Origin of the sequence: Janthinobacterium sp. 13, assembly GCF_002749695.1 — a bacterium.
Lineage (GTDB): Bacteria > Pseudomonadota > Gammaproteobacteria > Burkholderiales > Burkholderiaceae_D > Janthinobacterium > Janthinobacterium kumbetense.
Window position 1 is genome coordinate 84,975 of record NZ_PEEQ01000001.1, and the last position, 24,597, is coordinate 109,571.

Annotated in this window: 21 protein-coding genes and 1 tRNA gene; 9 read left to right on the forward strand and 13 right to left on the reverse strand. The window is 62.0% G+C overall.

The window, feature by feature from the left end; genetic code table 11:
• Nucleotides 1-135: 135 nt before the first annotated feature.
• The 6 genes from clpX to CLU94_RS00385 all read right to left on the reverse strand — a co-directional run bounded on the left by clpX (nucleotide 136) and on the right by CLU94_RS00385 (nucleotide 9,025).
• Nucleotides 136-1,404 (reverse strand): ATP-dependent Clp protease ATP-binding subunit ClpX, encoded by a 1,269-nt coding sequence (gene clpX, locus CLU94_RS00360; RefSeq protein ID WP_010398446.1) that lies wholly within the window; start codon nucleotides 1,402-1,404, stop codon nucleotides 136-138.
• Between the two features lie 200 nt (nucleotides 1,405-1,604).
• A complete protein-coding gene (gene clpP / locus CLU94_RS00365; protein WP_369811567.1) occupies nucleotides 1,605-2,222 on the reverse strand; it encodes an ATP-dependent Clp endopeptidase proteolytic subunit ClpP in 618 nt (205 codons plus the stop codon).
• A gap of 207 nt (nucleotides 2,223-2,429) precedes the next feature.
• Nucleotides 2,430-3,770 (reverse strand): trigger factor, encoded by a 1,341-nt coding sequence (gene tig, locus CLU94_RS00370; RefSeq protein ID WP_077409110.1) that lies wholly within the window; start codon nucleotides 3,768-3,770, stop codon nucleotides 2,430-2,432.
• Between the two features lie 724 nt (nucleotides 3,771-4,494).
• A tRNA-Leu gene (locus CLU94_RS00375) sits at nucleotides 4,495-4,577 on the reverse strand.
• A gap of 189 nt (nucleotides 4,578-4,766) precedes the next feature.
• On the reverse strand, nucleotides 4,767-7,865 hold the full coding sequence (locus CLU94_RS00380) for an efflux RND transporter permease subunit (protein WP_099664143.1): 3,099 nt from the start codon (nucleotides 7,863-7,865) through the stop codon (nucleotides 4,767-4,769).
• Nucleotides 7,862-9,025: an efflux RND transporter periplasmic adaptor subunit gene (locus tag CLU94_RS00385; RefSeq protein ID WP_099664144.1), complete on the reverse strand. Its 1,164-nt coding sequence runs from the start codon at nucleotides 9,023-9,025 to the stop codon at nucleotides 7,862-7,864. The genes CLU94_RS00380 and CLU94_RS00385 overlap by 4 nt, the downstream gene beginning before the upstream one ends.
• A gap of 289 nt (nucleotides 9,026-9,314) precedes the next feature.
• Here CLU94_RS00385 and hpnC point away from each other — a divergent pair, with 289 nt between their 5' ends.
• The 6 genes from hpnC (at nucleotide 9,315) to CLU94_RS00415 (ending at nucleotide 14,359) form a co-directional block, all read left to right on the forward strand.
• Nucleotides 9,315-10,196, forward strand: a complete 882-nt coding sequence (gene hpnC / locus CLU94_RS00390) for a squalene synthase HpnC (protein ID WP_099664145.1) — start codon at nucleotides 9,315-9,317, stop codon at nucleotides 10,194-10,196.
• Between the two features lie 46 nt (nucleotides 10,197-10,242).
• On the forward strand, nucleotides 10,243-11,076 hold the full coding sequence (hpnD, locus tag CLU94_RS00395; protein WP_077403957.1) for a presqualene diphosphate synthase HpnD: 834 nt from the start codon (nucleotides 10,243-10,245) through the stop codon (nucleotides 11,074-11,076).
• On the forward strand, nucleotides 11,069-12,448 hold the full coding sequence (hpnE, locus tag CLU94_RS00400) for a hydroxysqualene dehydroxylase HpnE (RefSeq protein ID WP_099664146.1): 1,380 nt from the start codon (nucleotides 11,069-11,071) through the stop codon (nucleotides 12,446-12,448). The genes hpnD and hpnE overlap by 8 nt, the downstream gene beginning before the upstream one ends.
• A gap of 130 nt (nucleotides 12,449-12,578) precedes the next feature.
• Nucleotides 12,579-12,734: a hypothetical protein gene (locus CLU94_RS28270; protein WP_180278542.1), complete on the forward strand. Its 156-nt coding sequence runs from the start codon at nucleotides 12,579-12,581 to the stop codon at nucleotides 12,732-12,734.
• A 19-nt stretch (nucleotides 12,735-12,753) separates the two neighbouring features.
• The gene (locus CLU94_RS00410) at nucleotides 12,754-13,542 is read left to right on the forward strand and encodes a DUF1700 domain-containing protein (protein WP_257218618.1); all 789 of its coding nucleotides are present in this window, start codon (nucleotides 12,754-12,756) and stop codon (nucleotides 13,540-13,542) included.
• Between the two features lie 10 nt (nucleotides 13,543-13,552).
• The gene (locus CLU94_RS00415) at nucleotides 13,553-14,359 is read left to right on the forward strand and encodes a head GIN domain-containing protein (RefSeq protein WP_099664148.1); all 807 of its coding nucleotides are present in this window, start codon (nucleotides 13,553-13,555) and stop codon (nucleotides 14,357-14,359) included.
• Here the strand turns inward: CLU94_RS00415 and CLU94_RS00420 are convergent.
• Nucleotides 14,346-15,596, reverse strand: a complete 1,251-nt coding sequence (locus tag CLU94_RS00420; protein ID WP_099664149.1) for a TIGR03862 family flavoprotein — start codon at nucleotides 15,594-15,596, stop codon at nucleotides 14,346-14,348. The two genes, CLU94_RS00415 and CLU94_RS00420, sit on opposite strands and share 14 nt — an antisense overlap.
• 155 nt (nucleotides 15,597-15,751) lie before the next feature.
• Here CLU94_RS00420 and CLU94_RS00425 point away from each other — a divergent pair, with 155 nt between their 5' ends.
• Nucleotides 15,752-15,994 (forward strand): hypothetical protein, encoded by a 243-nt coding sequence (locus CLU94_RS00425; protein ID WP_099664150.1) that lies wholly within the window; start codon nucleotides 15,752-15,754, stop codon nucleotides 15,992-15,994.
• Between the two features lie 47 nt (nucleotides 15,995-16,041).
• On the opposite strand, the gene moaD is transcribed toward CLU94_RS00425, so the two are convergent.
• From moaD to thrC, 3 genes are read right to left on the reverse strand one after another with little or no spacing between them, the layout of a single operon-like run.
• Complete coding sequence (gene moaD / locus CLU94_RS00430) at nucleotides 16,042-16,296, reverse strand: molybdopterin converting factor subunit 1 (protein WP_077403939.1); 255 nt, start codon at nucleotides 16,294-16,296, stop codon at nucleotides 16,042-16,044.
• Nucleotides 16,297-16,306: 10 nt separating this feature from the next.
• The gene (locus tag CLU94_RS00435; protein WP_099664151.1) at nucleotides 16,307-17,533 is read right to left on the reverse strand and encodes a molybdopterin molybdotransferase MoeA; all 1,227 of its coding nucleotides are present in this window, start codon (nucleotides 17,531-17,533) and stop codon (nucleotides 16,307-16,309) included.
• Nucleotides 17,533-19,014, reverse strand: a complete 1,482-nt coding sequence (gene thrC, locus CLU94_RS00440) for a threonine synthase (RefSeq protein ID WP_099664152.1) — start codon at nucleotides 19,012-19,014, stop codon at nucleotides 17,533-17,535. Before thrC ends, CLU94_RS00435 begins: the two co-directional genes overlap by 1 nt.
• Before the next feature lie 268 nt (nucleotides 19,015-19,282).
• On the opposite strand from thrC, the gene CLU94_RS00445 reads away from it, so the two are divergent.
• On the forward strand, nucleotides 19,283-20,023 hold the full coding sequence (locus tag CLU94_RS00445) for an AAA family ATPase (protein WP_099664153.1): 741 nt from the start codon (nucleotides 19,283-19,285) through the stop codon (nucleotides 20,021-20,023).
• A 115-nt stretch (nucleotides 20,024-20,138) separates the two neighbouring features.
• Here CLU94_RS00445 and CLU94_RS00450 read toward each other — a convergent pair whose 3' ends face one another.
• The 3 genes from CLU94_RS00450 to kbl are packed head-to-tail and all read right to left on the reverse strand — an operon-like array spanning nucleotide 20,139 to nucleotide 23,800.
• Nucleotides 20,139-21,539: an L-serine ammonia-lyase gene (locus CLU94_RS00450; RefSeq protein ID WP_099664154.1), complete on the reverse strand. Its 1,401-nt coding sequence runs from the start codon at nucleotides 21,537-21,539 to the stop codon at nucleotides 20,139-20,141.
• A 48-nt stretch (nucleotides 21,540-21,587) separates the two neighbouring features.
• Nucleotides 21,588-22,553 carry an NAD-dependent epimerase/dehydratase family protein gene (locus CLU94_RS00455; protein ID WP_099664155.1) on the reverse strand — a complete coding sequence of 322 codons (966 nt, stop codon included), beginning with the start codon at nucleotides 22,551-22,553 and terminating at the stop codon, nucleotides 21,588-21,590.
• Between the two features lie 20 nt (nucleotides 22,554-22,573).
• The gene (kbl, locus tag CLU94_RS00460) at nucleotides 22,574-23,800 is read right to left on the reverse strand and encodes a glycine C-acetyltransferase (protein WP_099664156.1); all 1,227 of its coding nucleotides are present in this window, start codon (nucleotides 23,798-23,800) and stop codon (nucleotides 22,574-22,576) included.
• Between the two features lie 221 nt (nucleotides 23,801-24,021).
• On the opposite strand from kbl, the gene CLU94_RS00465 reads away from it, so the two are divergent.
• The gene (locus tag CLU94_RS00465) at nucleotides 24,022-24,597 is read left to right on the forward strand and encodes a helix-turn-helix domain-containing protein (RefSeq protein ID WP_077403922.1); all 576 of its coding nucleotides are present in this window, start codon (nucleotides 24,022-24,024) and stop codon (nucleotides 24,595-24,597) included.

Consider the following 24,597-nt stretch of genomic DNA (forward strand, 5'->3'; position numbering starts at 1 on the left):
TTTCACAGTAAAAAAGCCACGCGCAGCTAAGCGCCGCGAGTGGCTTTCCGATTGAAGCCTGCACTCATTGATTTAAATTGTACTGCCATGCATTAAGGAATCAAAACCCTTTTTATGCATTTGTCTCGGCAGTTTTCAATTTTCTCCGGAGGCTTTGGCAGTCTCTTGATAAATCAACAAAGGTTTGGCGCCGCTGGTGATGGTATTTTCGTCGATGACGACCTTCACCACATTTTGTTCGCTCGGCAGTTCGTACATGACGTCCAGCAAAGCATGTTCCAGGATGGAACGCAGGCCACGGGCACCGGTCTTGCGCGCCAGCGCTTTCTTGGCGATCGCATGCAGGGCGGCCGGACGAATCTCCAGTTCCGCGCCTTCCATCTCGAGCAGCTTCGAATACTGCTTGATCAGCGCATTCTTCGGCTCGACGAGAATCTGGATCAGCGCCTCTTCCGTCAATTCCGCCAGGGTGGCGATGACGGGCAGACGGCCCACCAGTTCCGGGATCAGGCCGAATTTCACCAGGTCTTCCGGCTCCGCTTGCAGCATCAGTTCGCTGGCCGAGCTTTGCGACTTGCTGCGCACCGTGGCCGAGAAGCCGATGCCGCTCTTTTCGGAACGGTTGGCGATCACTTTCGACAGGCCGTCGAAGGCGCCGCCGCAGATGAACATGATGTTGGTCGTGTCGATCTGCACGAAATCCTGGTTCGGGTGCTTGCGGCCGCCTTGTGGCGGCACGGAAGCCATCGTGCCTTCGATGAGTTTCAGCAAGGCTTGCTGCACGCCCTCGCCCGACACGTCGCGCGTGATGGACGGATTGTCGGACTTGCGCGAAATCTTGTCGATTTCATCGATATAGACGATGCCGCGCTGGGCTTTCTCGACGTCATAGTTGCAGCTTTGCAGCAGCTTCTGGATGATGTTTTCCACGTCTTCACCCACGTAACCGGCTTCGGTCAGGGTGGTGGCGTCGGCGATCACGAACGGCACGTTGAGCATGCGCGCCAGGGTCTGTGCCAGCAGGGTCTTGCCCGAGCCGGTAGGACCGACCAGCAAGATGTTGCTCTTGGCCAGTTCGATGTCGTCTTTCTTGCCCAGGTGCTTGAGGCGCTTGTAATGGTTGTACACCGCCACCGACAGGATGCGCTTGGCAGTCTGCTGGCCGATCACGTACTGATCGAGCAAGGCGGCAATTTCTTGCGGCGTCGGCAGGTCGGATTTGGTACCGGTCACCGTCTCGATGCTCGACGTTTCATCACGGATGATGTCGTTGCACAGGTCGATGCACTCGTCGCAAATGAATACGGACGGGCCGGCGATGAGTTTCTTCACCTCGTGCTGGCTTTTGCCGCAGAACGAGCAATACAGTAATTTTTCGCCGCTAGAGGATTTTTTGTCTGACATAAGGCATTTTGGTTGGAACTGCATTAACAATATTGCAAAATCGCAAGCCGGATGATGGTTGCCGCCCGTTAAGGCAACTCCCCATGGCGCAAGTCAACAACGTGCACAAGCTCCATGCTACCCGAAATAAAAGCGAAACGCCCGAACGTTTGAGCGCCCGGGCGTTTACTTACGTACTTAGCAATACCGGTAGGGGCTCATCAAGCGCGGCTGGTCAACACTTTGTCGATCAAACCATACTCAACGGCCTCGTCGGCGGACATGAAACGGTCGCGGTCGGTGTCCTTGGCGATCTGTTCGATCGTCTGGCCCGTGCGCTCGGCCATGATGCCGTTCAAGCGGGTGCGCAGGTAAAGGATTTCCTTTGCCTGGATCTCGATGTCGGACGCCATGCCTTGCGAACCACCGGACGGCTGGTGAATCATGATGCGCGAGTTCGGCAGCGAGAAACGCTTGCCCTTGGCGCCAGCGGCCAGCAGGAAAGCACCCATCGAAGCAGCCATGCCCGTGCACAGGGTCGAGACGTCCGGCTTGATGAACTGCATGGTGTCGTAGATGGCCATGCCGGCCGAGACCGAACCACCTGGCGAGTTGATGTAGAGCGAGATTTCCTTTTCCGGATTTTCGCTTTCCAGGAACAGCAGCTGGGCGACAACCAGGTTGGCCATCTGGTCATTGACCGGGCCGACCATGAAAATCAAGCGTTCCTTCAGCAGGCGCGAGTAAATATCATACGAGCGCTCGCCGCGACCGCTTTGTTCCACCACCATCGGCACCAGGCCGAGCATCTCTGTGTCCAGCGCTGGGTTACGGTTCATACCTGTCATTTCATTTCCTTGTGAAGCAGTTAGGGGATGCTACCACCACCTTGGAACACCGGACAAAACCTACTGCGCGTCGCGATTTGCGGCCTCCGATGCTCACTGTGCATTCGCACAGCTCCGCTTCTCAGCCACAACTCCCATCCGCTCGCTACGGTTTTATCAGGTGTTAAAAGCTATCATGGCATCCCAATACCAACTGGTTTACGCTTGTGCGTTGCTTCCCATCAGTTCGTCGAAAGCAACTGCTTTCGTCGTGACTTTCGACAGGCCCAACACGTAAGTGACGACGTTTTCTTCCAATACAAGGGCTTCGATCTCACCCAGACGACGACGGTCGCTGTAGTAGTACTTCAGCACTTCGCGTGGATCTTCGTAGCTTTGGGCGAAATCTTCGATCTGCGCCTTGACTTGCTCAGGCGTAGCCTGCAGCTTGTTGTCGCCCACCAGTTGCGACAGGATCAGGCCCAGGCGTACGCGACGCTCGGCTTTGTCTGCGAACAGTTCTGCTGGGAAAGGCACGTCCTTGACGTTCATGCCGCGCTGCGCCATGTCCTGGCGGGTCATTTCGGCCAGGCGCTCGGAATCCTGAGCGATCAGCGTTTTTGGCACTTCCAGCTCAGCAACTTTGATCAGCGCGTCCATGACGGCTTCCTTGTTGCGTGCTTTCACGCGGCCAGCAACTTCGCGTTGCAGGTTGACTTTGATGTCTTCGCGCATTTTGGCCAGGTCGCCATCGGCAACGCCCAGCGATTTGGCGAATTCGGCATCGACTTCCGGCAGGTGCGCCCATTCCAGCTTTTGCAGGGTGATGGTGAACGAAGCGGTTTTGCCGGCTACGTCCTTGCCGTGGTAGTCCTCTGGGAACGACAATGGGAAAGTCTTCGACTCGCCCACTTTCAGGCCCAGGGTTGCTGCTTCGAATTCTGGCAGCATGCGGCCTTCGCCCAGCACGAAAGCGTAGCCTTCAGCTTTGCCGCCTGGGAATTCAACGCCGTCGATCGAGCCGACGAAGTCGACGGTCACGCGGTCGCCGTTGGCAGCGATCGGCTCACCGCCGTCGCCGTGTTCGCCAGCCTCGCCCTTGGTGTGGAAGTGCACGCGCTGCTTGCGCAGGATGTCGATGGTCTTGTCGATTTCGGCTTCCGACACGTCGGCTTGCACGGTTTCGATTTCAACGGCCGTCAGGTCGCCGATGGCGACTTCCGGATACACTTCGAACGTTGCGTCGAAAGCCAGCTGGCCTTCGGCTGCTTCTTCTTTCGGCACGATGTTCGGGAAACCGGCCACGCGCAGATTGTTTTCGTTGGCGGCGTCGTTGAACGCGCGGCCGACTTTGTCATTCAGCACTTCGGATTCAATTTGGTAGCCGTATTGTGCTGCGACCATTTTCAACGGCACTTTGCCCGGACGGAAGCCCGGTGCCTTAGCCGTACGGGCTTGCACTTTCAGGCGCTTCTCAACTTCCGTGCGGACGTCCGTCAGCGGGAAGGAGATCGTGATACGACGTTCGAGTTTGCCCAAGGTTTCGACTGCAGTTGCCATGTAAAAAATCGTCCAAAAAATAAACACTGTTGGTGCGAGAAAAGAAGACCCGACCCCTTGCGCCATCACTGGCGGCAAGACATGGGTCCAGCTTCACTCGCTCGCATATATCATCTGTAAAAGTACTGCAAACAGGACAATGGACCTGGTCTACCCGGCTGAGGGAAAACCCGCACCAGGCACCAAACAATCCGCCGCTTCCAGTACTGCGACAGGGCTCCGAGCGTCCAGCCTTGCTTCTAAGTAAATGCAGGGCCGGCCATCATTCGGTAAAGCGTGGCATTATAACAAAGGACTTCGGGAAAGTGGCTGGCTTTGCAGCGCGGCCACAGAGGATACCAGCGGCGGCGAACGAGTCGCCACAGCCTGGGGGTGCCCTGTCTTTACTCTTGCCCCGGCATTCTTTGTTTCGCCAGAGACAGGCTTTCCAGCCTGCTTCGTTCATTAGTATATGCGAACTGGCGCCCCGTCCGAAACAAAGAAATGCGCTCATGGCGAAGATTTCAGGCAAAAAACCTTTGATTTATCTCAATTTGGCCATTTTTCAGGCAAATCGCCGCCCATACCCCGCCCTATCCTGCCGTGCCGGACGAAAAATAGCGCGATGGAAGACGCATCCCATGACGAAAACACGGGAAGAACGGGAAGAAAAACCGGAAGATGCCTGCACGAGGCTGAAGAACAACTTGATGGTGCTGCACGTCCGGGCTGGAACAACCCGGATTGGTGCGGATGGGGAGACTCGAACTCCCAAGCCGAAGCACTGGCTTCTAAGACCAGCGTGTCTACCAATTCCACCACATCCGCATTTTTTCACTACCAGCAACAGACTGCCGCCACGCAGACTGTCGTCTGCGCCTCCCTGATTTTAACAACTCGGGAGCGATCTGGCTACCGCAGACTCAACGAGCAAGCCCTCGGTAAAGCAAAGGCGGCATTCTACTGGATTTCCCAGAGGAATGCCGCCTTTTTTTGCCTATGCCCTGGCGCTGGCGGCTAGCCCTCTTTTGCGGTCGCCGGCGCCGGCTTCTTGACCCGGAACCAGGCCGCATACAGGGCCGGCAGGAACAGCAGGGTCAAGGCCGTCGCCAGGATCAGGCCACCCATGATGGCGACCGCCATCGGCCCCCAGAACACGGAGCGCGACAACGGAATCATGGCCAGCGCGGCGGCGGCGGCCGTCAGCACGATGGGACGGCAGCGGCGCACGGCCGAGTCGATGATGGCGTCCCATGGGGCCGAACCATCGCGGATGTCTTGCTCGATCTGGTCGACAAGGATCACCGAGTTGCGGATGATCATGCCGAACAGCGCGATGACGCCCAGGTTGGCCACGAAGCCCAGCGGACGGTGCAGCAGCAGCAAGGCAAACGCGGCGCCCGCCACGCCCAGCGGCCCCGTCAGGAACACCAGCAGGGAACGCGAGAAACTGTGCAACTGCAGCATCAGCAAGGTGAAGATGATGAAGATGGCCAGCGGCAAGTTCGCCGAAATCGACGCTTCCGCTTCGCCGCTGTCGGCCGCCACGCCCTTCACATTGATGCGGTAGCCGGCCGGCAACTTGGCCCGCAAGGCGTCCAGCTGCGGCGCCAGCTGCGTCGACACGGTGGCGCCCTGGATGCCGTCGATCACGTCCGACTGCACCGTAATGGCCCATTCGCGCTTGTCGCGCCAGACGACGCCCGGTTCCCACACGAAATGCGCGCGGGCCAGCTGCGAGATGGGCACGGACTTGCCCGTTGCCGTCGGAATATTCGTGTCATTCAACACGGAAATCGTCGCCCGCTCTTCCAGTGGCTGGCGCACCTGGATATCGATCAGCTTATTGTCTTCGCGGAACTGGCCGATGACCGTGCCCGACAGGATCGTATTGGCCGCCTGCATCACCGTTTTCGACGTGACGCCCAGCGCGCGCATCTTGTCCTGGTCCAGGTCCAGGCGCAATACTTTCACCGATTCATTCCAGTTGTCGTTCACGCCCAGGGTGTTCGGATTGGCGCGCATGATGTCCTTGACCTGGTCGGCGATGGCGCGCACACCGGCCACTTCCGGTCCCGTGACGCGAAATTGCACGGGATACGGCACGGGCGGTCCGTTCGGCAACAGTTTGACGCGGCCCCGCACTTCCGGGAAATCTTTCTTGAAGACATCGACGATTTGCTGGCGCAAGCGTTCGCGGTCGGCCAGGCTCTTCGGCAAGACCACCACTTGCGACACGTTGGTCTGCGGGAAGATCTGATCCAGCGGCAAGTAGAAACGGGGGCTGCCCGTGCCCACATAGCTGGTGACGCTTTCCACGCCGTCGAGCTTGCCCACGAAGGCTTCGAATTTCTTCACCTGCTTTTCATTCGCGGCAAATGTCGTGCCTTCGGGCGACCACAGCTCCACCATCAGTTCGGGACGGCTGGAATCGGGGAAGAATTGCTTTTCGATAAAGTTAAAGCCGTAGATGCCCAGCGCAAAGATGGCCAGGGTGGCGGCAATCGTCGTCTTGCGCCATTCCACGCACCAGGTGACGGCGCGGCGGAAGCGGCGGAAGTTCGGCGTGTCGAACAATTCATGGTCGTTATGCGCGTGCGGTTTGACTTTCAGCAAGACATAGCCGATGTAGGGCGTGAAGACGACGGCCACCACCCACGAAATGATCAGGGCCAGCGCATTGACGGAGAACAAGGAGAACGTGTATTCGCCGGCGGCCGACTTGGCCAGGCCGATGGGCAAAAAGCCCGCCACCGTGATCAGGGTACCCGTCAGCATGGGCATGGCCGTCGACGTATAGGCGAAGGTGGCCGCGTCGAAGCGCGACATACCCTCTTCCATCTTGCGCACCATCATCTCGACGGCAATGATGGCGTCATCGACCAGCAATCCCAGCGCGATGATCAGGGCGCCCAGCGAAATCTTGTGCAAGTCGATGTCGAGCAGGCGCATGAACAGGAAGGTGACGGCCAGCACCAGCGGGATGGTCAGCGCCACCACCAGACCCGGACGCACGTCGATGCGCAGCGGTTTCGTGTGCAAGCCCAGCGCGACAAAGCTGACGGCCAGCACGATCAGAATCGCTTCGACCAGGGTATGCACGAACTCGCCCACGGAGGCGGACACGGCTTCCGGCTGGTTCGACACGCGCTGCAGTTCTATGCCGACCGGCAACTCGCTCTTCATGCGCGTGACCGTTGCCTGCAAGGCCTTACCCATGTCGATGATATTGCCGCCCTTTTCCATCGACACGCCCAGGCCGATCACTTCCTTGCCGTTGAAACGCATCTTGTCCTTGGGTGGATCGATGAGTTCACGTTTCACGGTAGCAAAATCACCGAGGCGGAAGGTGGTGCCGTTGGCGCGCAGTTCCAGGTTTTCCAGGTCCTTGACGGTCAGCATGGCGCCCGTCACGCGCACTTGCAGATTGTCCGTCGGCGTCACCAGCACGCCCGTGGCGTTGATACTGTTTTGCGCGGACAGTTGCTGCACGATGGCGTCGAAAGGAATGCCCAGCTGGGCAAATTTCTTGTGAGAAAAGACAATATTGATCTTTTCATCCTGCACGCCGAACAGTTCCACCTTCGATACCTGCCCCACGGCCAGCAATTCCTGGCGCACCTTGTCCGCGTAATCCTTCATTTCCGCGTACGTAAAACCGTCGCCGGACAGGGCGAAGATGGAGCCATACGTGTCGCCGAACTCGTCATTGAAGAACGGGCCCACGACGCCGGCCGGCAAGGTGCCCTGGATGTCGCCGATCTTCTTGCGCACCTGGTACCAGGCGGCGGCCGTTTCCTTGGGCGGCGCCGATTCGCGCAGTTCCAGCAGGATCAGGGTTTCGCCCGGCTTCGAATAGCTGGTGATTTCGTCGATGTACGGCGTTTCCTGCAGTTTCTTTTCCAGCTTGTCCGTCACCTGCTCGGCCATCTGCAAGGCCGTGGCGCCGGGCCAGTACGCTTGCAGCACCATGGCGCGGAAAGTAAACGGGGGATCTTCATCCTGGCCCAGGCTGGCGTAGCTGAGCATGCCGCCGATCAGCAGCACGGCCATCAGATAGCGCGTCAGCGGGATGTGTTCGAGCGCCCAGCGCGACAGATTGAAGCCGCCCTTCATTTGACCGCACCCACGCTGACGGCGGCGGCACCGGCGGCAGGCTTGCTGGCCAGTTCGGCGCCGAGGATGGTCACTTTCTGGCCCGGCTTGAGCAGGTTGACGCCGGCCGTGACCACGGTCTGGCCCGCTTTCACGCCCGAGGTCAGCAGCAGTTCATTGCCCGCCACGCCGCCCACCGTCACCGGCACCAGCTTCACGGCGCCGTTTTCCACCACCCACACGGAACTTTGCGATTTCTCATTAAACAGGGCCGTCAGCGGCACCTTGATCTGCGGCGTGGCCGTTTGCGAGGCGAACTGCACCACGGCCGTCATGCCCAGGCGCGCCTGCGGCGCGTCCGGGATGCTGACCTTGGCGATATAGGTGCGCGTGGCGGCATCGGCCACGGGCGACACTTCGCGTATCTTGCCCGGCAAGCCCTGCTTCGGGTCGGCCCACAGGCGCACCACCACATCCTTGACGCCGCGCAAGGTCTCGACCTTGTCTTCAGGAATGCCGATCACGACTTCCTTCTCGCCGCTCTTCGCCACTTGCACGACGGGCGCGCCGGGCGCCACCACCTGCCCCACTTCGGCCTCGATGCGCGTGACGACGCCATCGACGTCGGCCAGCAAGCTGGCATAGCCGGACTGGTTCGCCTGGCCACGGTACAGGGCCTGGGCCGCTTCCACGTTCGCCTGCGCCGCCTTGTAGGTGGCATCCTTGCCGTCGAGTACGGCCTGGCTGACGAAATTTTTCTCGCGCAAATCCTGGTAGCGCTTCAATTCCGCGCGCGCCAGGTCGCGGCTCGTTTCCGCGCTGACGAGCGAGGCCTTGGCCTGCGCCTGCGACAGCTGCAAGTCGGCAGGGTCGAGCTGCATCAGCACTTGCCCCTTCCTGACGCTGGCGCCCACGTCCACCTTGCGCGCGACGATCTTGCCGCCCACGCGGAAGCCCAGCTGCGATACGACACGGGGCACGACCTCGCCCGACAGCTCGGCACTCACGTCAACATTACTGCTAGACAATACGATCGCGCGCACGGGGCGCACGTCTTCCACTTTGACGGCAGGCTTGGAACAAGCCGCCAGGGTCAGCGCCAGGGCGGCGGCGGCAATCAGCCGCAGGGCGGGAAGTGCAGGAGCGCCGGTCTCGCGGCGCAGGGTTTTCAGGGCAAACAAGGTATTTTCCTTTACTATGCGGGCTGCAATATTTTTATGCGGAGAAACTTTTTGCTTGTCCTTTGGGCCAAGCCAAACTTTTTCGCACGCGATATCCTTAAATTTGTGACAATATCAGCTTGGTCATCGCGGGGAGCGATTTTCCCCTAATGACTTTCTGGTTATTAATTATAATCGTGCGTAAAAGTTTTTAGTGACTTTTGCGTCATTAATCTTGAGACGTACAACGTCCGGCCCCATTCCAGCGTGTGAGGGTGCCGGACAAACGCAAGACTAGAGAAGTGTGTTCATGCCTGTAGACCATTACGAAAATTTTCCTGTTGCATCATTTTTACTGCCGCGCCGCCTGGTGCCCGCCGTCGAAGCCATCTATGCCTTCGCCCGCAGCGCCGACGACCTGGCCGATGAGGGCGACGCCACGCCGGCCGAGCGCCTGGCGGCCCTGCACGCCTATGAAGAAGCGCTGGGTCGCATGGACCGCCACGAAGGCCATGCCGGCGAGAACGCCGCCATGTTCGAGCGCCTGGCCGCCGTCATCGCCAAACACCAGCTGCCGCTGAAGCCGTTCTACGATCTGCTGTCGGCATTTAAACAGGATGTGGAAACGACGCGCTACGCCAGTTATGACGATGTGCTCGATTACTGCGCCCGCTCGGCCAACCCCGTGGGGCTGCTGATGCTGCACCTGTATGGCGCGGCCGATGAACAGAATGTACGCGATTCCGATGCGATATGTTCAGCTTTGCAACTAATTAATTTCTTGCAAGACGTTGCCATCGACCAGCAAAAAGAGCGCATCTACCTGCCGATGGAAGACTTGAGCCGCTTTGCCGTCTCCGCCGCCGCCTTCGAGCGGCCCGAGGCGCACGGCAAGTGGAGCGCCCTGATGCGCTTCGAAGTGGCCCGCACGCGCGCCCTGATGCTGTCCGGCGCGCCGCTGGCCCTGCGCTTGCGCGGGCGCATCGGCTGGGAATTGCGCCTGGTGGTGCAAGGCGGCTTGCGCATCCTCGAATGCATCGAAGCCGTCAATTACGACGTGTTCCGGCGCCGTCCCAAGCTGGAGAAACGCGACTGGCTGATCATTTTCTGGCGCGCCCTGCGCATGTCGCGCAAAAGCTTGCATCAAGAGACACAAGTAAAAACGGCTTTTCCCCCGTCGCCCACTCTGTAAGACGATAGAATAGCGGCTTCGATCTGCAACCCTTGCTCTTTTGACTATGTCTCCCGACGAATACTGCCAACAAAAGGCCGCCCAGAGCGGCTCCAGCTTCTACTACAGCTTCCTGTTCCTGCCCGCCGAGCGCCGCAAGGCCATCACGGCCCTGTACGCCTTTTGCCGCGAAGTCGATGACACGGTCGATGAATGCACGGACGAAGCCGTGGCACGCACCAAGCTGGTCTGGTGGCGCAAGGAAGTCAAGGCCATGTACGAGGGCATTCCCACGCATCCCGTGATGCGCGCGCTGGAACCGCATCTGGCCGTGTATCAACTGGAAGAAAAGCATTTGCAGGCCATCATCGACGGCATGGAAATGGACTTGAACCAGACCCGCTACCTCGATTACCAGGCCATGAGCCGCTATTGCTGGCATGTGGCCAGCGTGGTGGGTATCTTGTCGGCCAGCATCTTTGGCGCGACCCGCCCGGAAACCCTGCTGTACGCGGAAAAACTGGGCCATGCCTTCCAGCTGACCAACATCATCCGCGACGTGGGCGAAGATGCGCGCAAGGGGCGCATCTACCTGCCGATCAGCGAATTGCAGCAATTCAATGTGACGGCGGCCGACTTGCTGAACGCGCGCCACAGCGAAAACTTTGAAAACCTCATGCGTTTCCAGGTGGCGCGCGCGCAAAAGGCGTATGACGAAGCCTTCGCGCTGTTGCCGGCCGAGGATCGCCGCGCCCAGCGTCCGGGCCTGATCATGGCCGCCATCTACCGCACCCTGCTCAACGAAGTCGAGCGCGACGGCTACCACGTGCTGAAGCAGCGCATCTCGCTCACGCCGATCCGCAAACTGTGGCTGGCCTGGAAGACCTGGGTTCGTGGCTAAGCCTATCGTGAAGCAACGCTACGCCGTCATCGGCGCCGGCTGGGCCGGCTGCGCGGCGGCCATGGAACTGGCGCGCGCCGGTCACCCGGTGACCGTATTCGAGGCGGCGCGCACCCTGGGCGGACGGGCGCGCAGGGTCGAGAGAGAAAACACTGTGCTCGACAACGGCCAGCATATCTTGCTGGGCGCCTACACGGAAACCTTGCGCCTGATCAAACTGGCGGGGCAAGACCCGGACGAACTGATCCTCACGCTGCCCCTGCAGATGCGCTATCCAGCCGGCTCCGGGGGCATGGATTTCATCGCCCCCCGCCTGCCCGCGCCGCTGCACCTGGTCTGGGCCCTGCTGCGCGCCACGGGATTATTGCGCGCCGACAAACTGGCCCTGATGCGCTTTTCCACCGCCATGCGGACGATGGGTTGGCAGCTGTACAACGATTGCACGGTCAGTGAATTGCTGCAGCGCTTCGACCAGACGGACCGACTGAACCGGCTGATGTGGCACCCGCTGTGCCTGGCCGCCCTGAATACCCCGCCCGAGCGCGCCTCGGCCCGCGTCTTCCTCAACGTGCTGCGCGACAGCCTGGGCGCCAGCCGCCGCCGCGCCTCCGACATGCTGGTCCCGAAAGCCGACTTGAGCAGCGTCTTGCCCGACGCGGCCGCCCGCTATGTGGAACAACATGGCGGTGCAGTGCGCACGGGCGCCAAGGTGGCCGCCCTGCAGGCGCTGCCCGACGGCCGCTGGCGGCTCGATGACGGCGTCGACGATGGAGATATCTTTGACGGCGTCATCGTCGCCACCTCGTCCGTGCAAGCGGCCGGCCTGCTGCAAGGCTTGCAGGACGCGCGCCTCGATGACGTTATTGCCAAAATGCAAGCCTTCACGCCGGAAGCGATCAGTACCTGCTACCTGCAATACGACGCCTCGGTGCGCCTGGACTTGCCGTTCTACGCCCTCGTCGATACGCCGGCGAACCGGCACTGGGGCCAGTTCGTCTTCGACCGGGGCCAGCTCGACAGCAAACAGGCCGGCTTGCTGGCCGTCGTCATCAGCGCTTCCGGCCCTGCCGCCGAGCAAGGCCACGGGCCGCTGGCGCAAGCCATCGCGGCGCAGCTGGCGCAGGTCTTGCAGCGCCCTACCCTGGCCCAGCCCCTGTGGACCCAGCTGATCACGGAAAAGCGCGCCACGTTCGCCTGCACGCCGGACTTGGCGCGCCCCGGCAACGCCAGCGGCGTGCAGGGCTTGCTGCTGGCCGGCGACTACACGGCGAATGACGACCGCACGCTTGACTATCCGGCCACCATCGAGGCGGCCGTGCGCAGCGGCGTGGCGGCGGCCAAGGTCGTCACCACGGGCAAGGCGGCAAAGTAGACTTGACGGTGCATCCTCCCCTGGCGTCGCTCGCCCCCGCGAAATTGCATTCTGTCGCACCGCGCTGGTGCGCTCGCGTGCGCTTGGGTACAGTCTGATCATCGACAACGGCCATGCCACGGGGAATACCATGCACACCACCTTGCACTTGAAAAACAGCTTGAAAGCCCTGGCGCTGCTGGCGGGTGTGGTGCTGGCCACCTTGATCGTCATGCAGGTACAGCAGGCGCCACAGGCACCGTTGCTGCTGAGCCAGGCAAGCATGTTGCTGCCGGCAGTGGGCTGAAGCGGCGGACAGGAAGAATATGATGAACAAGCAAGATTATCTCGACGCGCTGCGGCGCGCACTGGCAGGCTTGCCACCGGACCTGGTGGCCAAGACGCTCGATTATTACGAACAGACCTTCATCGAAGGCGCTGCGGCCGGCCGCAGCGAGCACGAAATCGCCGACGACCTGGGCGACCCGAAAAAAATCGCCCTCACCTTGCGCAGCAGCACCCATCGCCAGGCTTTCGAGCAAAAGAAAACGCCCGTCAACCTGCTGCGCCTGCTTGTCTCGCTGGTGGGCCTGACCATCTTCAACCTGTTCATGGTCGTGCCTGCCGCCGTCTACGCGGCCCTGCTGGCCACCCTGTACGCCGTCGGCCTGAGCTTTTACCTGGCCGGCATCGCCATCACGGCCAGCGGCTTGTCCGGCGCCAACGAACTGGTGCTCGACGGCCCCCTGCGCCACGTCTTCATCCATGACGATGACGGCGGCGAAGGCGGCGAACGGCGCGAAACGCGCATCACCATCGGCGACACGGGCATCGAAGTCGACCACGTGCCCGGCCCCGTCAAAGCCGAGTCCGCACCCGAGGCACCGGGCGCCTCATCGCGCATGATGGAGCGGGCCGAAGCGCTGGCCGGCGGCGGCATCCGCATCTCCACCGACATGGACCGCGATGCGCGCACCACGCAAACCGTCTTTGGCGTGGGCATGCTGCTCGGCGGCATCGCCATCTTCCTGCTCAGTCTGGTCGTAACGCGCTATACCTTGATCGGCATCAAGCGCTACGTTGCCATGAATGTTTCCCTGCTCAAAGGTCACTAGAAAGGCTGCCATGAAACGCTTGCTCAAAGTTGGCCTGTCCATGCTCTTGCTGGCATTGGTCCTGATCGCCATGTCGTATGCGGCGCTGCGCGCCAAGGGAATCAGCAATCCCAGCAGCGCTGCCGGCCGCGCCGTGCGCAGCGAAACGCGCCCGATTTCCGCCGATATCACCAGCATCGACCTGGCCGGCCCCATCGACCTGGTGCTGCGCCGCGGCGCCACGCCATCGATGAAGGTCAGCGGCGAACAGCGTTTGCTGTCGAACGTCGACACCACGCAAGATGGCACGACCGTGCATATCGGCCCGAAAGGCATGCTGTTCCACCATCGCCAGCCGCTGCAGGTGGAACTGGTGCTGCCGGCCCTCGTGCGCGTCGAAGTGCACGGCAATGGCGACAGCAAGATCACGGGCTTTTCCGGCGACAGTTTCATCCTGGAATTAACAGGTTCCGGCGACGTCAGCTTCACGGGGCGCTACAAGCAGGTACAAGCCACCGTCAACGGCAGCGGCGACCTCGACATCAATGCGGGCAACAGCGACAGCGTGGTGCTGGAAATGGTGGGCTCCGGGCGCATCGCCGCCAGCGGTAACACGAAATTCCTGCGCGCCGACCTCAGCGGTTCAGGCGACATCGATGCCGAGCACCTGGCCGCCGACAAGGCCAGCGTCAGCCTGCAAGGCTCGGGCACGAGCACCGTCTTCGTGCGCGACGCCGCCAACCTGACCCTGCGCGGCAGCGGCGACATCCACGTCCACGGCAACCCGCGCCAGCGCGAGACGCAGAAAAGCGGCTCGGGCGAAATTACTTGGCACTAACGTTCTCTTCCAGCCAGCTGACCGCCTGCTCGCCGGCCGCCTTGCCTTGCGCCAGGCAGGCCGTCAGCAGGTAGCCGCCCGTCGGCGCTTCCCAGTCCAGCATTTCCCCCGCCAGGAACACGCCCGGCATGGCGCGCAGCATGCTGCCTTTGACACCTTCGAAGTCCACGCCGCCGGCGCTGCTGATGGCTTCATCGATGGGGCGCGGACGCTGCAAGGTGACGGGCAGCAGCTTGATGGCGGCGGCCAGCCTGGCTTCGTCGGCAAAGTCGGCCGCACTCAGGCATTCGCGCAGCAAGCCCGATTTCACGCCCTTGATGCCCAGGCGGCTGTTCAGGTGGCTGGACATGGAGCGGGCGCCGCGCGGGCGCGTCACTTCTTCGAACACGCGTTCATGACTGTGGTCGGGCGCCAGGTCGAGCCAGATGGTGGTGCTGCCCTCGGCGGCGATCTGCTCGCGCAGCGCGGCCGACAGCGCGTAGATCAGGCTGCCCTCGACGCCGCCCGCCGTGATGACGAACTGGCCCTGGCGCTTGATCGTCAAGCCATCGATATCGCGCGCCGTGATGGCCACCGTCGTCAGCGGCTCGCCCGCATGACGGCTGCGGAAATACTCGCTCCAGTCCACGTCGAAGCCGCAATTGGCCGGCGCCAGAGGCACCACGGCCACGCCGCGCCCTTGCAGCAGCGGCACCCAGGCGCCGTCCGATCCCAGCCGCGCCCAGCTGCCGCCGCCCAGCGCCAGGATCACGGCGTCGAAAGCGAATAGCCGTTCGCCGTCCGGCGTGGCGAAGGCCAGATGGCCGTCTTGCCAGCCCGTCCAGCGGTGGCGCATGTGAAATTGCACGCCCGCTTCGCGCAGGCGGTGCAGCCACGCGCGCAGCAAGGGCGCCGCCTTCATGTCGGTCGGGAAGACGCGGTTCGAGGAGCCGACAAAGGTTTCCACGCCCAGGCCGTGCACCCAGTCGCGCACCTTTTGCGGGCCGAACTGGTCCAGCGCCGGTTTCACCCGGTGCGCTTGCCTGGCGTAGCGCGAGACAAAGGCCTGGTAGCCTTCCGCATGCGTGATATTCATGCCGCCCCGCCCCGCCAGCAGGAATTTGCGGCCGACGGACGGCATGGCGTCGAACAGCTCCACCCTGGCTCCCTGGTCGGTGGCCGCCTGGGCGGCCATCAGGCCGGCGGGGCCGCCGCCGATGACGGCGATGTGAAACGGAGGGGAACTGGTTTGGGTCATGGCGAGCTGGAAAGACGGTGAAAACCCCGGCATTTTAGTCGAGATAAGGCCGGCGGATGGCAAGAAGGCCGAAAAATGATGCATACTGCGCGGACATGCTGCAGCGATCGGCACTTCGACTTCACGAGACAACGCGACGACAAGAGGAGAAACACATGGGCGCAGGATTCTGGATTTCCCGTTATTTGCTGGCCAGTTCGATTTTATTCATCATCCTGACGGTGGTCGAGTACAGCAAGGGCACCACCAGCCGCGCCGACATCCTCAGCGCGCTGGCCTGGTCGCTGGTGGCGTCAGCCATCTTCATCGGCTCGAAATACTGGCGCTACAAGAAAGCCATCGCCTGCGCCACCTGCGGCGATACCACGGCCAGCAAGCCGAAAACCAAGGCGCCATGAAAAAACGGCCACTTCGATGAAGTGGCCGTTTCATTTGGCGCGCAGGATCAGCCGCCCGTCACGGGCGGGAAGAACGCCACTTCGTCGCCGTCGCCTGTCACGGTATCGGCATCGCACATCACCTGATTATGCGCCATGCGCAGCGCGCGGCCCTGCGCCAGCGCATATTCCCAGTTACCGCCGCGCGCGATCAGCAGGGCTCGCACCTCGCCCACCGTCAGCGGCCCGGCCACTTCCAGCGCTTCCTGGCCCGTGCCCACCAGCTCGCGCACGCTGGCAAAAAATCGCAGATTGATCTTCATCAAGACTTCCTTAGTACAGCAATTCGTTAAACGGGATAAACCGCAGCATGTCGCCGCGCGCGATCGACAGCCCCGGCGGGCAATCGATCAAACCGTCACCCCACACGGTGGACGTCAGCACGCCCGAACTCTGGTTGGCGAACAGTTCCAGCTCACCTTCGTCATTGACCTTGGCGCGCAAGAATTCGTTGCGCTTGTCCGCCTTCAGGCGTTCAAACGCGGCCGGCAGCTTGTAGCTGCGCGGCGCCAGGCTCCCCGCCACGCCTTGCAGGCGCAGGATGAACGGGCGCACGAACAGCAAAAAGGTGACGAAGCTGGAGACGGGATTGCCGGGCAAGCCGACAAAGAACGCGTCCTGCACTTCGCCGAAGGCCAAGGGTTTACCCGGCTTGACGGCGATCTGCCACATGTTCAGCCGTCCTTCCGCTTCCACTGCCGGCTTGATATGGTCTTCCTCGCCCACGGACACGCCGCCCGAAGTGATGATCAAATCATTGCCCTGGGCCGCCTGGCGCAGCACGGCGCGCGTCGCTTCCAGGCTGTCGGGCACGATGCCCAGGTCCGTGATCTCGCAGCCCAGATTTTCCAGCAAGCCGCGCAAGGTAAAACGGTTCGAGTTGTAGACGGCGCCCGGCGCCAAAGGCTCGCCCGGCATGGCCAGCTCGTCGCCCGTGAAGAACACGGCCACGCGCAGCTTGCGCAGCACCGGCACTTGCGCCAGGCCCACCGAGGCGGCCAGGCCCATTTCCTGGCTGCGCAGGCGCCGGCCGGCGCCGAGGATTTCGCCGCCGGCGCGGATATCCTCGCCCTGGCGCCGCACCCATTCGCCCGCATGCGGCACGTGATTGACCGTCACCACGCCATCAAGCAAGGTGCACTGCTCCTGCATCACCACGCAATCGGCGCCGTCCGGGATCAGGGCGCCCGTGAAGATGCGCGCCGCCGTCCCCGCTTGCAAGGGCTGGCCCACGTGGCCGGCCGCGATGCGCTGCGACACGGGCAGGCTGGCCGCGCCGCTGGCGCAATCCTGCGCGCGCACGGCGTAGCCATCCATCTGGGTGTTGTCGCGCTCGGGCACGTTCAGGGTCGAGGTCTGCGCGGCCGCCAGCACGCGGCCGTTGGCGCGCATGGTGTCGACCAGCTCCACGTCAGCCACCGGGCGCGCCGCGCCCAGCATGAAGGCTTGCGCCTCGGCCACCGACAGCATGGGTTTACGTACAGTGCTCGCGTCTGTCATCACAGTCCCGTGTTCGAGGCGATGTACGCCTTCATTTTTTCCACGTCCGCATCCATCACGACGAACTTTTGCGGCAAGTCTTCGATGCTCTCGAAGCCGGCCGGGCGCTCCGCGTCCACGCCCAGCGCTTCGAGGATGGTTTCGTTGAACTTGGCCGCCAGCGCCGTTTCCAGCACGATCATCGGCACGTTCGGTTCCAGGTGCTCGCGCGCCACCTTGATGCCGTCGGCCGTGTGCGTGTCGATGGTGATGCCGTAGTCGTCGGCCACGTCGCGGATGGTGTCGAGGCGGTCCTGGTGCGTGGACTTGCCCGACTTGAAGCCATATTTGGCCACCAGCTTGAACTCGTCGCCATCGCTGCCCGGCTTGCCGGACAAGTCGAAGCCGCCGTGCGTTTCCACTTTCGTGAACAGCGCGCGCACGCGCCCGCTGTCGCGGCCCACCAGGTCGTAGACGAAGCGCTCGAAGTTCGACGCTTTCGAGATATCCATCGACGGGCTGCTCGTGTGGTACGTTTCGGCGGACTTGCGCACGCGGTAGACGCCCGTGCGGAAGAATTCGTCAAGCACGTCGTTTTCATTCGTCGCGGCCACCAGTTTCGAGATGGGCAGCCCCATCATGCGGGCGATGTGGCCGGCGCAGATATTGCCGAAGTTGCCAGACGGCACCGTGAACGACACTTTCTGCTCGTTGCTGGTGGTGGCCGCCAGGTAGCCGCGGAAGTAATACACGACCTGCGCCACGACGCGCGCCCAGTTGATGGAGTTGACGGTGCCGATCTTTTGTTTCGCCTTGAACGGCAAGTCGTTCGACACTGCCTTGACCATGTCCTGGCAATCGTCGAACACGCCTTCGACGGCGATGTTGTAGATGTTCGGGTCTTGCAGGCTGAACATTTGCGCCGTCTGGAAGGCGCTCATTTTCTTGTGCGGCGACAACATGAAGACGCGGATGCCCTGCTTGCCGCGCATCGCGTATTCGGCCGCGCTGCCCGTGTCGCCCGACGTGGCGCCGAAGATATTGAGTTCGGCGTCGTGCTTGGCCAGCGTGTATTCGAACAGGTTGCCCAGCAGCTGCATGGCCATGTCCTTGAAGGCCAGGGTCGGGCCGTTCGACAGGGCCTGCAGCATCAGGGTGGTCGATCCTCCCTTGACGACGTTTTCTTCCAGCACGCGCAGCGGCGTGATGTCGGCCGCGTTTTCGCCGGCGCGGGCGTTCTTGTAGACTGCCTTGGTATAGGTTTTCGCCGTCAGTGCCTTCAGGTCCGCGGCCGGGATATCGGTGGCGAACTTCTTCAGGATTTCGTAGGCCAGGTCGGCATACGACAATGTGCGCCAGGCGTTCAGCTCGGCACCAGTGACTTGCGGGTAGTGTTCAGGGAGATACAGTCCGCCATCGGGGGCCAGGCCGCCCAGGAGGATGTCGGAGAATTGCTGCGGATTCATTGGCGCTTTATCAGCGCGGGTAGACACGTAGTGCATAGATTTGAAGAGTCCAGTTGAGCTGAGTGCGGTTGATCATGAATGGCAGCGGATATTATAGTGCCAGCCGCCGTCCAAGGCGAATCGCGTGGCGCACGCCGGTTGCCGGCGTGACAATTGGAGAGCCATGCTGTTGTCAAACCACACATAATGCTTGAGATCAAGGCCGGTGGACATGGCCTGTGTGCGCACTGGCGCGCGCCGCCAATTTGCGCCACACTGCAGCTGTTACCCCGGAGCGGGGCCACTATGGAGTCGAAAACCGGCCATGTCGCTGAGTAAAAAACCGTATTTGCAAAGCGCCGCGCTGCGCCCTGACGCCGTCGTCGACCTGGACCACTATCCGTTCACCATTCCCGCCATCCGCGACTTCGTGCACATGGACTTCCATCGCGACGTGACGTTTTTCGTGGGCGAGAATGGCAGCGGCAAGTCGACCATGCTCGAAGCGCTGGCCGTGGCGCTGGGTTTCGGCAAGGATGGCGGCACGCGCAACGTGCGCATCGCCCTGCCGTCGGACGAGGAATCGGGCTTGCACGCGCACTTGCGCCTGAGCAAGAGTTATAAAAAACCCGAGGACAGCTATTTCCTGCGCGCCGAAAGCTTTTTCAACGTCGCCACCTACATGGACGACATGCCGGAATACCTGGCCAGCTACGGCGGCAAGTCGCTGCACGCGCAATCGCACGGCGAGGCGTTCATGGCCACCCTGATCAACAAACTGCGGGGAAAAGGCTTGTACCTGCTGGACGAACCCGAGGCGGCCCTGTCGCCCAGCCGCCAGATGGCCGCATTGTCCGTGATCCACCAGCTGGTGCAGGACGACTCGCAATTGATCATCGCCACCCATTCGCCCATCCTGCTGGCCTATCCGAATGCGAAAATCCTCAGTTTTACGGGCGGCGGCATCCACGAAGTGGCGTATGAAGACACGGAACACTACGCCGTGACGCGCGATTTTTTGAATAACTACCCCAGGAGGCTGGAGCAGTTGTTTGAGGAGGAGTGAGGGTGATGGCTTGCTGCCATGGTGATGTCGGCTTACGCCTGTTTGAGGAGGAGTGAGGTTGCCATAAGGCGCAGCGGAAATCTGGGGTCAGACCCGGCGGGTCTGACCCCGGCACTTAGCAGGCTGCATGGTTGACGGTGATGACATGCACGGCCAGCCCGCCCAAGGACGTTTCCTTGTACTTGTCCTGCATGTCCGCGCCCGTCTGGCGCATGGTTTCGATGACTTCGTCGAGGCTGACGAAGTGCGTGCCGTCGCCCTTCAGCGCCAGCGAGGCAGCCGTGATGGCTTTCACGGCGCCCATGCCGTTGCGCTCGATGCAGGGAATCTGCACCAGGCCGCCGATAGGGTCGCACGTCATGCCCAGGTGGTGTTCGATGCCGATTTCGGCCGCGTTTTCGATTTGCTCGTTGGTGCCGCCCAGGGCCGCCACCAGGCCGGCCGCCGCCATGGCGCAGGCCACGCCCACTTCGCCCTGGCAACCCACTTCGGCGCCCGAGATCGAAGCATTGCGTTTGCACAACATGCCGATGGCGGCCGCCGTCAGCATGAAGCGGCGCACGCCGCCGACCGGGTCGCTGGGGCGGCAATCCTGCGCGTAGTAGCGCAGCACGGCCGGGATGATGCCGGCGGCGCCGTTGGTCGGCGCCGTCACCACGCGGCCGCCCGCCGCGTTTTCCTCGTTGACGGCCATCGCGTACAGGCTGACCAGGTGCACGGCGTCGTGCGGCAAGTCGTTGGCGCGGTTGTCGGATGCTTTCGCTTCCTGCGCCAGGCGCCACAATTTCGCGGCGCGGCGCTTCACGTTCAAGCCGCCCGGCAGGTTGCCCGTCGTTTCCAGGCCGTGCGCGATACAGTCGCGCATGACGTGCCAGATGCGGTCCAGGCCCTCGTTCAATTCATCGTCGCTGCGCTTGACGCATTCGTTCGCGCGCAGCATTTCAGGGATCGACAGGCCGCTTTCCACGCCGTGCGCCAGCAACTGCTCCATGGTGTCGAAAGGGAAGACGACCCGCGCGCTGGCGGCCGACTCCACGGCCGCCTCGGCCTGGGCCTCGCCGGCTTCGCGGATAAAGCCGCCGCCGATCGAGTAATACACTTTGTCTACGCGGCTGCCATCAAGCAGTTTCAGGGTGAAACGCATGCCGTTCGGATGTTCGGGCAAGGATTCGCTCTTGTGCCAGATCAAGCCCGTGGCGGCCGTGAATGGCACCTCGTGCGTGCCCAGCAAGGCGATTTCGCCGGCCGCCTCGATGGCGGCCAGCTTGCTGTCGACGGCATCGGGCGCCACATCTTGCGGCGTCTCGCCCATCAGGCCCAGAATGACGGCCTTGTCCGTGGCATGGCCCACGCCCGTCAGCGCCAGCGAGCCATACAGGGCCGCCTCGACGCCCACTACCTGGTCCAGCGGACCGTATTCGACCAGAAAACGCCGCGCCGCCACCATCGGCCCCACCGTGTGGGAACTCGACGGCCCGATGCCGATCTTAAACAGGTCAAATACGCTCATGTCCATGTAGTGTCTCTTTATATTAGTATGTTTTTATGCAAGCGGGTTCGTACTTCAGGCGGCCTTGGCCGCATGGCCCACATCGACATTGGCCAGCATGTCCGTGACCATCTGCTCGACGCCGATCTGCGCCTTCCAGCCCCAGTCGGCGCTGGCCTTGCTGTCGTCCAGGCTTTGCGGCCAGCTGTCGGCGATAGCCTGGCGGCTGTCCGGCTTGTAGCTGATCTTGAAGTCCGGGACCATGCGCACGATGGCCTTGGCCAGCTGCTCGGGGTTGAACGACACGCCGGCCACGTTGTACGAGGAGCGGATCTTGATTTGGGCCACAGGCGCATCCATTAGTTCGATGGTGGCGCGGATGGCGTCGGGCATGTAAATCATCGGCAAAGTGGTGTTCGCATCGAGGAAGCAGTCATAGCGCTCGCCGCGCAAGGCCGCATGGAAGATGGCGATGGCGTAATCGGTGGTGCCGCCGCCCGGAGGCGATTTGTAGCTGATGATGCCCGGGTAGCGGATGCTGCGCACGTCGACGCCGTACTTGTTGAAGTAGTACTCGCACAGGCGCTCGCCGGCCAGCTTGCTGATGCCGTACATCGAGGTCGGGTCCATCACCGTCATTTGCGGCGTGTTCACCTGCGGCGTGTTCGGGCCGAAGGCGGCGATCGACGACGGCCAGAAGATGCGCAGCGGCTTGCCCGCTTCGCCCCGCTCGCGCGCCAGCTCCAGGATATTGAGCAAGCCGTCCATGTTCAGGCTCCACGCCTTCAACGGCGCCGCTTCGCCCGTGGCCGACAGCATGGCCGCCAGCTGGTACACCTGGGTGATGCCTTCGTCGGCGATGATCTTCGCCAGGCCGTCCTTGTCCAGCACATTCAATTGCGCATAGCGCTTGGCCTGGTACAGATTATTCGTGCCGATGTCGCTGGCGATGACGTTGTCCGCGCCGTGCTGCTGCGCCAGTGCGCCCACCAGTTCACTACCGATTTGGCCGTTTGCGCCAATGACTAAGATGCGTTCCATGCTATTTTCCTGAATTCTTGTTAGTTGGTAGTGGTCGTGGCGGTCAGCAAACCGAGTTCCTTGCCAGCCTGCTCGAAGGCGGCCAGCACTTGCACCAGCTGTTCGCGGGTGTGGGCGGCCGACAGCTGCACGCGCACCCTGGCCTGGCCCATCGGCACGACCGGGTAGAAGAAGCCCGTCACCAGCACGCCCAGTTCATACAGGCGGGCGGCGAATTTCTGCGCCACGGGAGCGTCGAACAGCATCACGGGAACGACGGGATGGGTGCCCGGCTTGATGGTGAAGCCGATGCGTTCGATTTCGCTGCGGAAGAAAGCCGTGTTTTCATGCAGGCGGTCGCGCAGTTCCGTCGACTTGGCCAGGCGCTCCAGTACCGACAGCGAAGCGCCGGCAATCGATGGCGCCAGGGTGTTCGAGAACAGATAAGGGCGCGATTTCTGGCGCAGGGTGTCGATGACTTCCTTGCGCGCCGACGTGAAACCGCCCATGGCGCCGCCCAGGGCCTTGCCCAGGGTGCCCGTGATGATGTCGATGCGGCCCATCACATTGTGGTGTTCGTGCGTGCCGCGGCCCGTCGCGCCCATGAAGCCGGAAGCGTGGCATTCGTCGATCATCACCAGCGCGCCGTACTGGTCGGCCAGGTCGCAGATCTTGTCGAGTTGCGCGATCGTGCCATCCATCGAGAATACGCCGTCCGTGACGATGACTTTATGGCGCTTGCCGGCGGCGACGGCCGCTTGCAGCTGCACTTCCAGGTCGGCCATGTCGTTGTGGGCGTAGCGGTAGCGGCCAGCCTTGCACAGGCGGATGCCGTCGATGATGGAAGCGTGGTTCAGCGCATCCGAGATGATGGCGTCGTTTTCATCGAACAGGGGCTCGAACACGCCGCCGTTGGCGTCGAATGCGGCCGCGTACAAAATCGTGTCTTCCGTGCCCAGAAAAGCGGAAATCGCCTGTTCCAGTTCTTTATGCACGGTTTGCGTGCCGCAAATGAAGCGCACGGACGACAGGCCGTAGCCATACTTTTGCGTGGCGGCAATAGACGCTTCCTGCGTCTGCAGGTCGCCGGACAGGCCCAGGTAGTTGTTCGCACACATATTGATCAGGCTACGGCCATCGTCGCACACCACTTCAGCGCCCTGGCGCGAGGCGATCACGCGCTCGGGCTTGTACAAGCCCTGTTGGCGCAGTTGATCGAGATTCTGTTGCAGACCGCTGAAAAAGGTGTTCTTCGCTTGCTCGCTCATGATGATCCTTGTGTGTCCCTGTTGTATGTGTGCTATCCGGGTGAGCTCAGTTGCCATAGGGAAAAGCGTCCGCTTGACCGGTGCGCGCACAATGCTGTACCGTGAAGCGCTGTTTGAAGTCTACACGTTTCCGTGTTTTTCCTCAAAATCCACTATTTCGAACTGAAATTCAATATAGTGGATATTACCCAAGCCTTTTGAACTTTGCAAGCCACCTGCCGATGAAAACCAGCGTTTCGACCAATTCTCCGCCCGAAGTGGGCGCCACCCTGCAACGGCTGCGCCTTGCGCGCGGCCTGACACTGGAGGATTTGTCGCGCATCGCGGGCGTCTCGAAGTCCATGCTGTCGCAGATCGAGCGCGAAAAGGCCAATCCCACCATCGCCATCACGTGGCGCCTGGCCAACGCCCTGGGCGTGCAGATCGGCGAATTGCTGTCCAGCGCGGAAAAAGCCGTGGAAACCATCCGCATCACGGACGCCCACGAAACCCCCACCCTGCCCGGCGACCACGCGGGCTACGTGCTGCGCATCCTGGGACCGATGGAACTGGCCGGCAAATATGAATGGTATGAGGTGACCCTGGCGCCGGGCGGCGAGCTGGCGTCGCAGCCGCACGATCCGGGCACCACCGAGCATTTGACGGTGATCCACGGCAACCTGGAACTGGAAGTGGGGACGGCGAAGAAAAAGGTCAAGAATGGCGGCACGGCCAGGTATCCGGCGGACTTGCCGCATACGATACGCAACCTGGGCAAGACGGAAGGAAAAGCGCTGCTGGTGGTGATCCACCGCTAG